Source organism: Xanthobacter autotrophicus ATCC 700552, assembly GCF_043194565.1.
GTDB lineage: Bacteria > Pseudomonadota > Alphaproteobacteria > Rhizobiales > Xanthobacteraceae > Xanthobacter > Xanthobacter autotrophicus_F.
In genome coordinates this window covers 103884-118291 of sequence record NZ_JBAFVS010000011.1, presented here as the reverse complement: position 1 = coordinate 118291, position 14408 = coordinate 103884, and the positions used below count along the sequence as shown (strand labels likewise).

The 14408-nt window shown below is 69.8% G+C and carries 12 protein-coding genes; 3 read left to right on the top strand and 9 right to left on the bottom strand.

Annotated features, from left to right (window positions below):
- Positions 1–3: 3 nt before the first annotated feature.
- The 7 genes from V5F48_RS13650 to V5F48_RS13620 form a co-directional block, all read right to left on the bottom strand.
- Positions 4–843 carry an FkbM family methyltransferase gene (locus tag V5F48_RS13650; RefSeq protein WP_394259157.1) on the bottom strand — a complete coding sequence of 280 codons (840 nt, stop codon included), beginning with the start codon at positions 841–843 and terminating at the stop codon, positions 4–6.
- Between the two features lie 137 nt (positions 844–980).
- On the bottom strand, positions 981–2021 hold the full coding sequence (locus tag V5F48_RS13645) for an acyltransferase family protein (protein WP_394259156.1): 1041 nt from the start codon (positions 2019–2021) through the stop codon (positions 981–983).
- 29 nt (positions 2022–2050) lie between these two features.
- The gene (locus tag V5F48_RS13640; protein WP_394259155.1) at positions 2051–3481 is read right to left on the bottom strand and encodes a hypothetical protein; all 1431 of its coding nucleotides are present in this window, start codon (positions 3479–3481) and stop codon (positions 2051–2053) included.
- On the bottom strand, positions 3478–4287 hold the full coding sequence (locus tag V5F48_RS13635; protein WP_394259154.1) for a WecB/TagA/CpsF family glycosyltransferase: 810 nt from the start codon (positions 4285–4287) through the stop codon (positions 3478–3480). The genes V5F48_RS13640 and V5F48_RS13635 overlap by 4 nt, the downstream gene beginning before the upstream one ends.
- Before the next feature lie 142 nt (positions 4288–4429).
- Entirely contained in the window at positions 4430–5290 is an 861-nt protein-coding gene (locus V5F48_RS13630; protein WP_394259153.1) for a polysaccharide biosynthesis/export family protein, read from the bottom strand.
- A gap of 316 nt (positions 5291–5606) precedes the next feature.
- Positions 5607–7721: a GumC family protein gene (locus V5F48_RS13625; RefSeq protein ID WP_394259152.1), complete on the bottom strand. Its 2115-nt coding sequence runs from the start codon at positions 7719–7721 to the stop codon at positions 5607–5609.
- A gap of 147 nt (positions 7722–7868) precedes the next feature.
- Complete coding sequence (locus tag V5F48_RS13620) at positions 7869–9164, bottom strand: lipopolysaccharide biosynthesis protein (RefSeq protein WP_394259151.1); 1296 nt, start codon at positions 9162–9164, stop codon at positions 7869–7871.
- A 383-nt stretch (positions 9165–9547) separates the two neighbouring features.
- Between V5F48_RS13620 and V5F48_RS13615 the strand changes: the two genes are divergently transcribed.
- The 3 genes from V5F48_RS13615 to V5F48_RS13605 all read left to right on the top strand — a co-directional run bounded on the left by V5F48_RS13615 (position 9548) and on the right by V5F48_RS13605 (position 13089).
- Positions 9548–10798: an MgtC/SapB family protein gene (locus V5F48_RS13615; protein ID WP_394259150.1), complete on the top strand. Its 1251-nt coding sequence runs from the start codon at positions 9548–9550 to the stop codon at positions 10796–10798.
- 61 nt (positions 10799–10859) lie between these two features.
- Positions 10860–12647 carry a single-stranded-DNA-specific exonuclease RecJ gene (recJ, locus tag V5F48_RS13610; RefSeq protein WP_394259149.1) on the top strand — a complete coding sequence of 596 codons (1788 nt, stop codon included), beginning with the start codon at positions 10860–10862 and terminating at the stop codon, positions 12645–12647.
- A gap of 58 nt (positions 12648–12705) precedes the next feature.
- Positions 12706–13089 (top strand): hypothetical protein, encoded by a 384-nt coding sequence (locus tag V5F48_RS13605; RefSeq protein ID WP_394259148.1) that lies wholly within the window; start codon positions 12706–12708, stop codon positions 13087–13089.
- A gap of 21 nt (positions 13090–13110) precedes the next feature.
- On the opposite strand, the gene V5F48_RS13600 is transcribed toward V5F48_RS13605, so the two are convergent.
- On the bottom strand, positions 13111–13359 hold the full coding sequence (locus tag V5F48_RS13600) for a hypothetical protein (RefSeq protein ID WP_394109181.1): 249 nt from the start codon (positions 13357–13359) through the stop codon (positions 13111–13113).
- A gap of 194 nt (positions 13360–13553) precedes the next feature.
- Positions 13554–14339, bottom strand: a complete 786-nt coding sequence (locus V5F48_RS13595) for a succinate dehydrogenase iron-sulfur subunit (RefSeq protein WP_394259147.1) — start codon at positions 14337–14339, stop codon at positions 13554–13556.
- Positions 14340–14408 lie beyond the last annotated feature (69 nt).

The window sequence follows — 14408 nt, the reverse complement described above, 5'->3', positions numbered from 1 at the left end:
ATCTCAGGCGAGGGGTCTGCCCTGCGGGTGGAGCGCCACATAGTTCCCGAACTGGCTGGGGCGGGTTGCGAGCGGGGTCAGCGCGCCGTTGTCGTGAAGCTGGAAGAAGCCGTAGCCGAGCGCGCCGAGCGCCACCCAGGCCGCGGCCGGATCGCCGCCGTCCTTGAGCAAAGTGGGACAGTTCATCTCGAAGATGACGGCGGGGTGGAAGCGGCCGAGGGTCCCGGCGGCGCCTTTGATCACCCGGTCCTCCGCGCCCTCCACGTCGATCTTGAGGCAATCCACCCGTTCCAGGCCAAGGTCGGCCACGAGGCGGTCGAGGGTGGTGATCTCCACCTCCTCGCTCTCGCTGCTGGTGCCGTCATTGATGAGGGAGAAGGCCTGCGGATCGTCGCCGAGGGGATTGTGGAACAGCACCGCCTTGCCCTCCGCATCCGAGATGGCCTTGGGCACGATGGTGACGTTCCGGAAGCCGTTGAGGGCGAGGTTGTCGGCAAGCTGCCGGCCGGCGACGGCGCCCGGCTCGGCGGCCACCACCCGTCCGGCGAAGCTCGCCGCCTTCAGGGTGAACAGGCCGATATTGGCGCCCACGTCCACGAACACGTCGCCGGGGCGCAGGAATTTCTCCAGGTAGCGCACCTCCGGCTCCACCTTGTCGCGCAGCAGGAACACGCTGGTGGTGGTGAAGCGCAGGTCCGCCGGCAGCTTCACGCGCGCGCCGCCCTTGGTGATCTCGGCCACCGGGCTGCGGCCAAGGGCCACGTGGGCGGCGAGCGAGATGGCCCGGCCCGTGACGGTGAGCGGGGCCTCGCGGAAGGCCGGCTCGTTCACGAGCTTTTTCACGCGTCTCCACATGTCACTGTCCCCTTGGCTTCATCATCGCGCGGCGCGCGCCCGGCCGAACGCCGGGAATAGACAGCCCCCGCAACGCTTGGGCAAGCGCATGCAACCGCTTTTTTCGCGCGCCTGCCCGGTGCAGGTCATGGTGTCGCGGCCTGGCTGGCCCGGGGCCGCGCGCTCAGCAGCCGCAGCAGCGGCTTCTCGACCGCCAGATGCACCGCGATGGCGACGACAATGGCCGCGCCCACCGCGCTGATGGCGCAGGCGATGAAGGCGAGCGGCGCCGGCAGCGGCAAGAAGACCTGAAGGTGCACGAAGACCTGCCCCACCGCCGAGAGCACCATGCCGTGCACGAGATAGAGCGCATAGGAGGCATCCCCCAGCAGCACGAAGGCGCCGATGCGCTTCACCGGTCGCGCCCGCTCCAGCACGAGGGCGCCGGCCACCACCATGGCGGCGGGAATGCCCCACTGGATCACGCGGGTCTCTTGCGCCACATCGCCCTGCGCCAGCAGCGACACGAAGCCGGCGGCGAGGAAGAGGAAGCCCCATCCGCGCGCCAGCGGCGGCCCTTCCAGATACCAGAGGCCGAGGGCGAGGCCGAACACGAACTCCAGCATGATGGGCGCGGTGTAGAAGGCAAGGAACGGGTTCTCGGTCGGCACCGCGCGGCCGAGGACAGCGAGCCCGGCGAGGAAGAGGGCGATGGCGGGCAGGCGCGCGCGCCCCGGCAGCAGCAGCGCCACGCCCCACACGAGATAGAAGAACATCTCGTAGTTCAGCGTCCATCCCGGCACCACCAGCGGCTCCAGGGTGCCGAGCACGGGATGGCGCGCCGGCAGGAACAGGTAGGAGGCAAGGATGTGCCAGGCGTCCGCCTTGCCGCTCTTCACCAGCTGCGGCGCCACCAGCAGCAGCGCGAGGCTCGCCGTGGTGACGATCCAGTAGAGCGGCACGATGCGCACCATGCGCTTGAGGTAGAAGGTCGCGGTGTAGCCGTCGCGGCCACGGGTGGTGACCAGCATCAGGAAGCCGCTGAGCACGAAGAAGATGTCGACGCCCGCCGCGCCCGACTGCGGCCACGGCGCCGTCAGGCCGAGGCGCGACAGCGGCGCCCCGAGGTGGAACACCACCACCATGAGGCTCGCCACCGCCCGCAGATATTGCAGGGACTCAAGCATGGGGCATCCCTGCGGTGCGGCGGGTGCGGTCAGCCGGCACGAGCGATTGCTCCCGAGCGTCCGAGGGTCACGCGGCGGATTCCCATGGGTCGGCCGAGGCCGAATCGGCGGGGTTCGCCCGGCGGCGGACCGGGCGGTAATGCGCGCCGGCGCCGGTCGAGATAGATGGTGAGCGCCATGACGACGCCAAGCTCTCCGGGCGTGAAGACCACCGAATACACGGCGGAACTCACGACCAGATACAGCACGTAGTCGCTGAGCGCGAGGGCGAAGGGGTCATCGAGGCCGCGCGTCAGGCGCCATGTCGTGACCAGGCACCACCCATGCAGCACCGCGAGCAGGACCGCGCCGAGGATGCCGTATTCGAAGATGACGCCGATCCAACCGAGGTCGGCGATGAAGAACTGGTCGTTGCCGAAGATGTCGTTGAGCGTCACCGTGCTGAAGCGCGTGGTGGCGCCGACCCCGAAGATCCAGCGCATGGGATCGTCGCCGAGGAAGGCGAAGGCCAGCGCCGACGAGTTCTGCCGCACCGAGAGCGAGGCGCCGAACGTGTCCTGCGCATCGCCGGACGCGCCGCCGCCGGGCAACAGGCCGAGCTTGCGCCCCACCAGGAAGATACCCACGGCAACCGCCGCCAGCCCAAGGCCGATCACGATCCGGCGCGCCCGCGGCGGCAGCGACATGGTCATGCCGAACACCACCACCACCAGAGCGGCGGCGATGGCGGCGCGCTGCTTGTAGATCAGCAGCATGGGCACAAAAGCCAGCACCACGCCCAGGCCGTAGAGGATGTTGCGCCTCAGCACGAAGGCGCGGGACAGGAAGAAGACGAGAATCATGCCGAAGACCATGGGCATGTAGACGCGATATCCGCGCTCCAGATCGAACAGCAGCAGCTTGCTGTCGGCCGGATTGTCCGCATACCAGGACGCGGGCGCGACGAGATAGATGATCACCATCAGGAAGAAGGTCGTAGCCCCCAGGCCCAGCACCGCCTTGCGGATGCTCTCCGGCGGCACGGCGAGGAGCGCCAGCAGCGCCGACAGGCTGAAATAATAGGTGAAGGGCCACGCCTTGATGGTGGTGGTCAGCGCGTCGAGGAAGCCGTTGCCGAGCTGGATCACGGACACCAGCGGCGTGAAGCCGAGCCCATAGGCCAGCACCACCAGGAACATCCGGCCCACCGGCAGCTTCAGCCGGATCATGCCGTAGAGCGCCAGCGGCAGGGTCAGGAAGGGCCACGCCTTCGAGAGCAGGTAGGGCGCCGGATATTCGTTGAGATAGTAGAAGACCTGGGCGAAGAACGGCAGCGTCGCAGCGAAGGCGAGCTTGGCGAGCACATGCGTGCCGTCATCAAGGGCCGGCGCCATGCCGGCGGCGCTGCGGCGCAGCGGAATGACCACCCGGCGGGTCGCCAGATCCCGGGGCGGGTCCCGGCTCGCCGGCTGGCCGGTCACGATCGCCTGTCCCCGCCGCGCCGCATGCCGTAGGCGGCGGGATCAAGCTTTGCCTTGGCGGCGACGAGGAAGATGGGCAGGGAATCCACGAACACCCGCTCGAAATGGGTGCTGGGGCTTTGCGCCAGCCGGTACAGCCATTCCAGGCCCAGCCGGCGGAAGGCGGGGCTGGCGCGCTGGACCAGGCCGGTGAGGAAGTTGAGCGCGCTGCCCACGCACAGCCCGGTGCCCACGGCGCCGCCACGCCGGGCGATCATGTGCGCGAGATATTCGGAGCGCGGCGCCCCCACCACCAGGAACACGTAGCGGGCGGGATGGTCGATGACGAACTGGATCGCCGCTTCCACCGCGGCCGGGTCGTCAATGAAGCCCATGGGCGGCACATGGAGGTTGAGCGTGCGGATGCCGTAGCGATCCATCAGCCGGCGCCTCATCTCCGCGCTGCCGCCGATCACCGTCACCCCGTCGTCGGGCGCGATGACGTGCGCGAACAATTCGGCGGTGAGGTCGCTGCCGGGACACAGCGGGATGTCGAGGCCGAACAGGCGCTCGGCCAGCAGGTGGGGCACCGCGCCGTCGAGCACGTTGAGGCCCGCGTCCTCAAGCGCGGCGGCAAAGCGCGCGTCCTTGCGGGCGTTGAGCCGCACCAGATGGGAGGCGTTGGAGGTGATCACATAGCTGAAGGGGGCACCGGCGGGCCGCGCGCCGATGACGCCCGCGGCGCCGGGCACGTCGAGGCAGGCGAACGGCGCGCCGAGGAAGGTCTCGGTGCGGAACTCTGGGTGCGTTTGGGCTACCGCGCGCATGGGTGTTCGACGCCTCCGGTCGGCGCCCTCCCGGCGCCGGACTGTCACCAACCCGGGCGCGGGGGCAGGCGCGCCCTTTCACTTCAGGAAACGAGAATGCGCCACCTCATCAGCCTGCGGTGCCGGCCCTTGGGCGCGTGCCCTATTGCAGGATCGAGGTTCCGCCGCCGGTCGTGGAATAGGAGCCGATCGTATAGCTGAACTGGCGCTGGAACGGCACCACCTTGTTGATGAACTGGTCGATCCACAGATTGACCTCGGCGATGGACGAGCGTGGCACATAGATGATGTCGCCGCTCACCAGCGGCACGTCGTTGGCGTCGAACCCGGTCTGGATCACGTCGCGCACGTTGACGAGGCGCAGCATGGGCTCGTTGTTGGGGCCGCGGCGGATCAGCGCCACCTGTCCGGTGCGCGACTCCTCCGTGAAGCCGCCGGCGAGCAGGATGCCCTGGAGCACGCTGGTGCCCATGTCCGCGAGCTTGAAGGCGCCGGGATGGGCCACCATGCCGCCCACATAGACCCGGGCCGAGGAGGCTTCCTCCAGCGAGACCACCACCTTCTGGTCGGTCAGTTCCTTGCGCGATTCGCGGCGCACGTAATCCTGCACCCCGGACAGGGTGGAGCCCTCCACCCGGATCTGGCCGATGGCACGCGGCGCGATGGAGCCGTCCGGGCTCACGGTCAGGTCCTCGTCCATCTCGCGGGTGATGAAATACTTGATCTTGATCTTGTCGCCCGGCCCCAGCCGATAGCTTGGCACCTGGTCGTTCCACGGCTTGAAGCGCTCCACGTTCACCTCGGTGAAGCGCAGCTCGTGGCCGGTGGTGAAGGGCTCGGTGCCGGTGTTCTGGGAGGTGGCGATGGCGGCGCAGCCATTGAGTGCGAGGCCCAGGGCGAGGAGGGCGAGTATCGCCCGCCGCCGGAGCCGTCGCGTCCGAAGCTGGTCGTCCCGGGCCGGGCCGCGAGCGGTGTTCACCACGCCGCATTCTGGCAAGACCATCGACCAACTCCCGCGCCTAATCGTATTCAAAAGGTTAATGCCAGAATTTCCGCGACCATTCCGTCTTCGTTCGACGGCGCGTCACGGCAAATCCCGGGTGAAAACCCTTGAACGTGGTAAAGCGACACTAAAGGGGCGTGGTTAACGAAACGCTTATCAGCGGTGCCACGAAACCGATTGAGAACGAAGGGACCTTGATGATGCCCCCGCGCCACAGCGGCCGCGTCCGCCCTCTGCGGGCAGAGGCAGGCCCTGCGGTCTTCAGGCGGGAAGGCCTGCGCGAAATGGCTGCCGGAAAATGCCTGCGGCTGTACCCTCAGGCGCGGTGGTAGAGCCAGTTCGGCAGGTAATAGCGCCGGCCGAGGAAGACGAGGCCGATGGTGAGGCCCCCGCTCTCCGCCACCTGGTCGCGCAGGCGGAGCACCGCCGGCATGCGCGACTTTTCCGCCTGCACCGCGAGGATATTGGCATCCACCAGCTGGCAGAAGCGCTGGGTGACGAGCGAGGCGCCGGGCAGGTCGGACGAGACGACGACGCAGTCGAAGGCGCGCCGCAGCTCGGCCATCATCAGTTCCGCCTCGGCGATGGGCAGGCGGAAGTCGAGCAGCGGCGAGCGCTCCGCGTCGCCGGCCGCCCACAGCAGCGGCACCGGCGTGCCGGCGACGGCGATGCCGCCCCGCACGTCGCTGCCGCTGGCCGCGAGCGGGTAGGGCGCGGCGCTGGAGAGGTCCACCAGCAGCGTGCGCAGCTGGCGCCGTGCGGCGAACTCCTCCGCCAGCCGCCGGGCGAGCCAGGGCAGGGCATCGTCGGCATCGGGCGACAGGAAGTGCATGACCCGCAGCGGCGCGTCGTCGATGCTTGTGTCGAGCAGCAGGGTGGCGCAGCTGCCGATGGCCTCGTCCGTGGCGGCGTTGCCCGGCCGGTCCGCCTCGGCGTCGAACACCGCCAGCGCCGGCAGGCCGAGGGCGCGTTCCGCCTCGGCCGGGGTGACGAAGGAGGTGCGCAGGGTGGAGGCAAGGGCCCCGGCCGCGCCGCCGAACAGGATCGCGGCGAACAGGCCCGCCGCCACCAGCGGCAGCGCCAGCGAGCGCTTGGTGACCGCTGAGCCCGCCTCCTGCACCACGCGCACCGCGGACTGGCGGGACTGGGACGCGGCTTCCTCAATGGCGGCGGCCACGGCACGGCGCTGATATTCGCGGAAGCCTTCGCCCAGGGCGTCGCGCTTGCGGTTCAGCTCGATGAGCGGCGTCTCGGCGGTGCGCAGCGCGGCGAGGCGTTCCTCGGCGAGGCGCTGCTGCTGCACCAGCTCGGCCTTCTGCCGGCCGAGGGAATCCTGCTCCACCTTGAGGCTCAGGATCATGTTCTGGATGTAGTTGACCTGCGGGTTGCGCACCGCCCGGTCGGTGGAATAGCGCCGCTCGGAGCGGCTCTTGATCCGCGCCCGGATGGTGGCGATCTGGCGATCGAGGTCCCGCAGCAGCTGGCTGCCCGGCGCATATTGGGAGGCCACCCGGTCGCGCTCCAGCAGCAGCTTCGAGAGGGTGTTGTTGTCCTCGTCTCCGGGCAGGGCGTCGGTCTTCTCCGCGAAGTCGAACACCGAATCGGGCAGCGCCGCGAACTGTTTCTCGGCCTCCGTGACCTGGGCGGTCACCGCCACCTCGCGCTCGGCCACCTGCCGGCGGCGCTGGAGGATGCCGTCCACCTGGTTGGAGGCGAGGATGGCGTCCTGGGCGAAATCGATGATGCCGGCCTTCACCTTGAGCTGCTCGATCTCCCGGTCCACGGCGGAAAGGTCGGTCTGGAAGCGGTTCACTTCCAGCATCAGGATCTTGGCGGTGGGGTTCTCGAACAGGCGGCGGCGGGCGGCGAGATAGGTCTTCACCAGCGCGTCGGCGGCGGCGATGGCCACCTCGCGGTCGGGATTGGTGAAGCTCACCCGGATCACGTTGGAGCCGGACTGCACCGAGGCGCGCACGCTGGCCTGGAAGCGCTCCACCGCCTTGTCCATCAGGTCCTTGTCTGAGCTGAACAGGCGGGTGATGGCGGCGAGCCGGCCCGGCGGGAACAGCCGGTCCACGCCGATCTCGACCACGGTGGCGCGGGCGACGTCCGCGCTCTCGATGATCTGCACTTCCGATTCGACCTGCTTCAGCCCCTCGATGCTGAGCACGGCCGGGCCGGTGTCGGTCACGTTCTGGGCGCTGGACACCTCGCGGCTCACGATGACCATGAGCAGGCTGGAGGCGGTGTATTCGGTGCGGCTGGTCGCGGCCACGGCCAGCGCCACCACCAGCGGGATCAGCCCTGCCAGCAGCACGATGCGGATGTGGTAGAAGGCGGCGATCAGGAAATCGCGCAGGGTGAAGGCGGGTCGCGTGGATCCGGTGGCCGGTTCCGTGGCGCCGCTCTGCGCCGCCTGCGGCATCAACATGCGTCCCCCTGCTTCACGCCCGGCTCCCGTGTCCGGACCCTTGCTGCGGCGCGGACGGGAGGCTTTCCACACCGTGCCGCGCCGCGCTTACTTTACCGTTAAGAGAGGGTTGCGGCCGGCGTGAGGCGCAACGGCGCGCGTGGGGGATCAGAACGCCTGCGGCATCAGCTTGCGCACCATGAGGCTGGCGCCGATGGCGAGCTGGGCCGCGAACACAGCGGTGGCAATGGCCGCCCCGATCATGCCGAAGGGCGGGATGAGCAGTACGCACAGGGCGAGGCAGACCACGGTCTGCCCCAGCGTGAGCCAGCGCAGCACGCCGCCGTGGCCGGCCATGGCCAGCACGATCTCCTGGCACGGCAGCAGGCAATAGACCAGTTGGCCGACGCCGAGGATGACCAGCGCCGTGGCCGCGATCTCAAAGCCCGGTCCCACCAGATGCAGCACCTCCGACGGCGCCAGCAGCATCACCGCCACCACGGGGGTGCCGAAGACGGCCACCGCGAGGCGCACCCGGCGGTTGAGCTGGCGCAGCTCGGTCCACTGCCCCTGCCGGTGCCGGGCGGCAAACGAGGGGGCGGCGACGCTGCCGATGGAGGTGCTGACCACCCACACCAGCATGGAGATGCGGTTCGCCACGCTGAAGGCGCCCACCTGCGCGGGCAGGCCGAAGGTGGCGAGCAGCAGCACCGGCAGGGACGGCAGCAGGATCTGCACGATCTCCACCACCGAGAGCGGCGCCGCGGTGCGCCACAGGGCGGGCAAAGGCGCGCCCGGCGGCGTATCCGTGTGGGTGTCCACGAAGCGATGGCGCTCGCGCAGCAGCAGCACGGCGCCCACCACGGTGGCCGCCACATTGGCCGCCGCGAGGGCATAGAGCAGCCCGTCGAGGGAGCTGACGCCCGCGACCACCGCCGCCAGCGTCAGCACCGGCCACAGCCCGTTCTGCACCAGTTGGCCCGCCGCGCCCTTGTGCAGGCCGAGCAGCGCGTTGCCGATGAAATAGCAGGTGGCCTGAGGCAGGATCACCAGGGTGGAGAGCAGCAGCGGGCGGGCGGCGTCGGGATCGCGGAACACATAGTCCGCCAGCGGCTGGGCGAAGGCGGCGGTGAGCGCCGTCACGGCAAGGCCGAGGCCCAGCACCGCGCCGAGACCGACGAGGAAGGCGTGTCCCGCCGCCCGGCCCTTGCCCACGGCCAGCTCGGCGGCGAGATGGCGCACCACCGCCCGCTCGAACCCGCCCCGCGACACCGTGGCCAGCACCCCCACCAAGGTGAGGCAGAGGAAGAAATAGCCCGAATCATGCACCCCCAGCGCCCGCGCGCCCAGCATGTAGAGCCCGAGCTTGCCCACAAGTTCGAGGCCGCGGGCCAGCATGGCGCCGGCATAGGTGCCGTAGGTCCGCACAAGGGCGGCGAAGGAGCGGGGCGGGGTCGCGGTCACGGCTTTGTCCGGCCGGCTGTGATGGCGCGCCGCGCCGTGGGCGGGCAGCGCCGGGTGAACCCGGCTCGGGATGGTGTCGCGATCATGCCGGCCTTGCTCACCCCTGTTTCCCGTCCGTGGCCTTGATCTGGAGCATGTTCGTGCGAAATGCACGCCGGCTCGGGTGAAGGCCATGCGATGACGGCACAGATAGACCATGTCCCATGAAAGGGCGTGAACGGAAAATGTGGCGGCGCGGTCTTCGGAGCGGCGTTGTCCCCTTCCCGCCGCCCCTTGGGCGCGCGGCGGTCGGCAGCAGCCGGCCTTTCGGCCGCAAGCCACACGCCATCCCCGCCGCCGCGTGGAAGAGTATATAAACAGAAGGAGATAGCCGGGAGCACGCCATGGACGAGCTCATTTTCCGCCTCACGGTCGCGCTCGCCATCGGGCTGGTGGTGGGTGTGGAGCGGGGCTGGCGCGAGCGCAGCGATCCGCCCGGCAGCCGCACTGCCGGCGTGCGCACCTATACCCTGTGCGGCCTGCTCGGCGGCGTCAGCGCCGCGCTCGCCATGGCCCTTGGGAGCCCGGTTGTCTTCATTGCCTCAAGTCTGGGATTCGCTGCCGTCTTCGCCGGCTTCAAGTATCGCGAGATGGTGAAGGACGAGGATTTCGGCATCACCAGTATCGTCGCCGCCTTGCTGGTGTTCACCCTCGGCGCGCTGGCGGTGGCGGGGGACGCGACGGCGGCGGGCGCGGCGGCCATCGCCGCCACCGGGCTTCTGGCGGCGCGCGAGGTGCTGCACGGCCTTCTCGCCAGGCTCACCTGGTTGGAACTGCGCTCCGGCCTCGTCCTGCTGGGCATGACGGTGATCGTCCTGCCCCTGTTGCCGGACCGGACGCTGGACCCGTTCGACAGCATCAACCTGCGCCAGATCTGGCTGTTCATGGTGCTGACCGCCACCATCTCTTTTGCCGGCTATGTCGCGGTCAAGGTCGCCGGGCCGGAAAAGGGCATCCTCATCAGCGCGCTGGCCGGCGCGCTCGTGTCCTCCACCGCCGTCACCATCGCCTTTGCCCGCCGCGCGGCCGCCGGAGAACCGCCGGCGCTGCTCGCCGGAGGAGCGGCGCTCGCGGCCATGGTCTCGCTGCTGCGGGTGCTTGCCATCTGCATGGTGGTGGCGCCCAGCCTGCTCACCACACTGGCCCCGCCGGCGCTGGCGGCGGCCCTGGCCTTTGCCGTGGCCGGCGGCCTCATGGTGCGTCATGCCGGTGACGCGGAAGGCGAGGCCAGCCTCGGCAATCCATTCGACATCGGCCCCCTCGCCGCCTTCGCCGGCATGTTCGGCCTCGTCTCGGCGGTGAGCGGGATCCTGCTGAAATATGTGGGGCCGGGCAGCCTCTATCTCGTCAGCGCGGTGGCCGGCATCGTGGATGTGGACGTGCCGTCCCTGAACGCGGCGCGGCTCGCGGGCAACGGCCTGTCGCTGGAAGGCGCCGCCCTTGCCATCCTGATCGCGCTGGGCATGAATGCCCTGGGACGGGTGGGATTTGCGGCGGCCGCAGGCTCCGCGGGCTTCACCCTGCGCCTTGGCTCCGCCACCGCCGCCGCTGCAGTGGCGGCAGGCGGCGTGTTTCTCGTCGCACAGGGACTGTGAAACCCGCCGGTCGCTCGACGGGAGAGGCCGCATCTGGCTTGATGCGCGCGTGAACATAGCTTTGCCGAATCGCCTCTTTCTCGACGTCGCCCGCTCCGCCACCGGCCGCACCTGGCGCGAGCGCCTTGACGTGCGCGGCGCCCAGACCGCCCTCGCCATGGCCCAGCGCACCGGCATCAGCGAGCTGCTGGCCCGCGTGCTCGCCGGCCGCGACGTGCCGCTCGATGGGGTGGAGCCCTATCTCGACCCCTCCATCCGCACCCTTTTGCCCGATCCCGATACCCTCACCGACATGGGCGCCGCCGTGGAGCGACTGTCGCGGGCGGTGACCCGGGGTGAGCAGGTGGCGGTGTTCGGCGACTATGACGTGGACGGTGCCTGCGCCACCGCCCTCATGGTGGGCGTGCTGCGGGCGGCGGGCCTTGATCCGCTGTTCCACATTCCCGACCGCATCTTCGAAGGCTACGGCCCCAATGTCCCGGCCATCGAGCAATTGGCCGCGCGTGGGGTGAGCCTGCTGGTGACGGTGGATTGCGGAACCACCTCCATGGAGCCCTTGGCCGCCGCCCGGCGGCTGGGCATGGACACGGTGGTGATCGACCACCACCAGTCCGGCGAGCGCCTGCCGGAAGCCGTCGCCATCGTGAATCCCAACCGGGAGGACGACCTCTCCGGCCTCGGCCATGTGTGCGCGGCGGGCCTTGCCTTCGTCACCGCCGTGGGGCTGGTGCGCGCGCTGCGCCAGAACGGCCATTTCAACACCGCCCGCCCGGCTCCGGACCTGCTCGACACGCTGGATCTGGTGGCGCTCGCCACGGTGGCGGACGTGGTGCCGCTGAAGGGCCTCAACCGCGCCTTCGTGACCAAGGGCCTGATCGCCATGCGCCGGCGCGGCCGCCTCGGCCTCACGGCGCTGATGGACGTGGCCCGGCTCGACGGACCGCCGCGGCCGTTCCATCTCGGCTTTCTCATCGGCCCGCGCATCAATGCCGGCGGGCGCATCGGCGAGGCGACGCTGGGCGCGAAGCTGTTGCTGACCCAGGATCCGGCGGAAGCCCGCCAGATTGCGGAAGAGCTGGACCGGCTCAATGGCGAGCGGCAGGAGGTGGAACGCGCCATCCTCGCCGCCGCCGAGGCGGAGGCCGAGGCCGCCCTGGGCTTGAGCGACGAAGGCTCCGTGATCGTGGTGAGCGGTGATGGCTGGCATCCCGGCGTGGTCGGCCTCGTGGCCTCGCGGCTGAAGGAGCGCTTCCAGCGCCCGGCCTTCGCCATCGCCTTCAACGGGGAGACCGGCACCGGCTCCGGCCGCTCGCTGCCCGGCGTCGATATCGGCCGCGCCGTGCGCGCGGCGCTGGAGGCGGGGCTGCTGGTGAAGGGCGGCGGCCATGCCATGGCGGCCGGGCTGACGGTGGAGCGCTCTCGCCTCGGCGCATTGCGGGCGGCGTTCGAGCAGCGCCTCGCCGCCGACGTGGCCCGGGCGCGGGCCGAGGGCACGCTCTCCATCGATGGCGCGCTCACCGCGCGGGGGGCGACGGCGGACCTCGTCGACACGGTGGCCCGCGCCGGCCCGTTCGGCGCCGGCAATCCGGAGCCGGTGTTCGCCTTTCCGGGCCACCGCATCAGCTATGTGGAGAGCTTCGGCGCCGGCCATGTGCGGGCGCGCATCTCCTCCCCCGACGGCACCACCCTGAAGGCCACCGCCTTCCGCTGCGCCGAGGAGCCGCTGGGCCGCGCCCTGCTTGCGGCGCGCGGGCGGCCCCTGCATGTGGCAGGAAGCCTGGAGCTGGACACCTGGCAAGGCGAGACCCGCGTGGCGCTGCGCATCCGCGACGTGGCCGAGCCGGGTTGATCTTATGGAGCGTTTTCTGGAGCGCTTTCTGCCGCGTTTTCGCGCGAAGCGGACACTCATGATGCTCGTGCTCGCGGCGGCTCTGGCCGGGGTCGGTGCGGCCGTGGCCCAGCAGGCGCCCATGCAGAGCCTCGGCGACCTCCCGGCGCGACCGCCCGTCGATCCGGACGTGGACCCCTATCCGTTCGATCCGTTTCTGTCGCTGCGCACCTATCTCAGGCAACGCCTGCCGGCGGGATGGTGGGCCCGCGACCCGGCCTATGAGGCGGGCGCCTTTGCCGTGGTGGTGCATATTCCCGAGAGCTGGCGGGGCAACCCCACCTCGGCCATGCTGCGCCTGTGCCCGGAGCCGTCCAGCACCCTGTGGGCGCGCATCCAGGTGGTGGAGCTTCGGCCGTTCTATCGCAAGAGCCCGTGGCCGGCGGTCACCTGCCGCCGCTGAGGCGCGCAACGGCCTTGAGCTTCAAACCTCGTCGCGCAGGGAGCGGTGGATGTGGACCGGTGCGGCCGGAGCCAGATGGCGGCCGGAGTTGCGCTCCAGCCCGATCAGGGCGGCGATGGCCACGAAGCCGAAGAAGACGATGCTGCTGGCGGTGGTCAACGTGAGCACGGCGCTGCCGAGGACGAGGAACGTCTCCGACGGGCGGGCGATAAGGGCCACGAGCAGCGCGAGTCCGAGGATCGCCGGCACAAGAACGCGAACGACCGACATCTCGCCTCCTCCGGCTCTCTCAATGGTGACGACAGATTTTTAACACGGAATGCGAGGCGTTGAGAAGCGCTGTCGGCTGAGTGTGGAAGCGGGGCATCGCCGGCCCTCGGCACGGCGGGTGACCCGGAACGGAAAAGGCCGCCACGCCAGGGGCGGGCGGCCTTTCTTAAGGCATGATCCGGGCCGGCGCGCCGTCAGATCTGGCGCTCGACCATCATCTTCTTGATCTCGGCAATGGCCTTGGCCGGGTTGAGGCTCTTCGGGCACGCCTGGGCGCAGTTCATGATGGTGTGGCAGCGATACAGCCGGAAGGGGTCTTCCAGATAGTCGAGCCGCGAGCCGGTGCGCTCGTCGCGGCTGTCCTTCAGCCAGCGGGTGGCCTGCAGCAGGGCCGCCGGGCCGAGGTAGCGGTCGCCGTTCCACCAGTAGCTGGGGCAGGAGGTGGAGCAGCAGGCGCACAGGATGCACTCGTAGAGGCCGTCCAGCTTCTCGCGGTCGTCCTTGGCCTGGCGCCACTCCTTCTCGGGGGGCGGGCTGTCGGTCTGCAGCCACGGCTCGATGGAGGCGTGCTGGGCGTAGAAATGGGTGAGGTCCGGCACCAGGTCCTTCACCACCGGCATGTGCGGCAGCGGATAGACGTTGACCACGTCCTTCACCAGCACCTCGTCCATGCCCTTGGTGCAGGCCAAAGTGTTGGTGCCGCCGATGTTCATGGCGCACGAGCCGCACACGCCTTCGCGGCAGGACCGGCGGAAGGTGAGGGTGGGATCGACGGTGTTCTTGATCCAGATCAGGCCGTCGAGAACCATGGGCCCGCAATCCTCGCGGTCGACATAATAGGTGTCGACGCGCGGGTTGCGGCCATCGTCCGGGTTCCAGCGATAGATGCGGAACTCGGTCAGCGTCTTGGCGCCCTGCGGCTTCGGCCACACCTTGCCGGGCGTGATCTGGGAGTTCTTCGGAAGGGTGAGCTCAACCATGGGACGTCCTGGAACGCTGGAGCGGTAACCGCCCGCAGGATTTCTGGCCATGGCCGCGCGCGGTGGGCA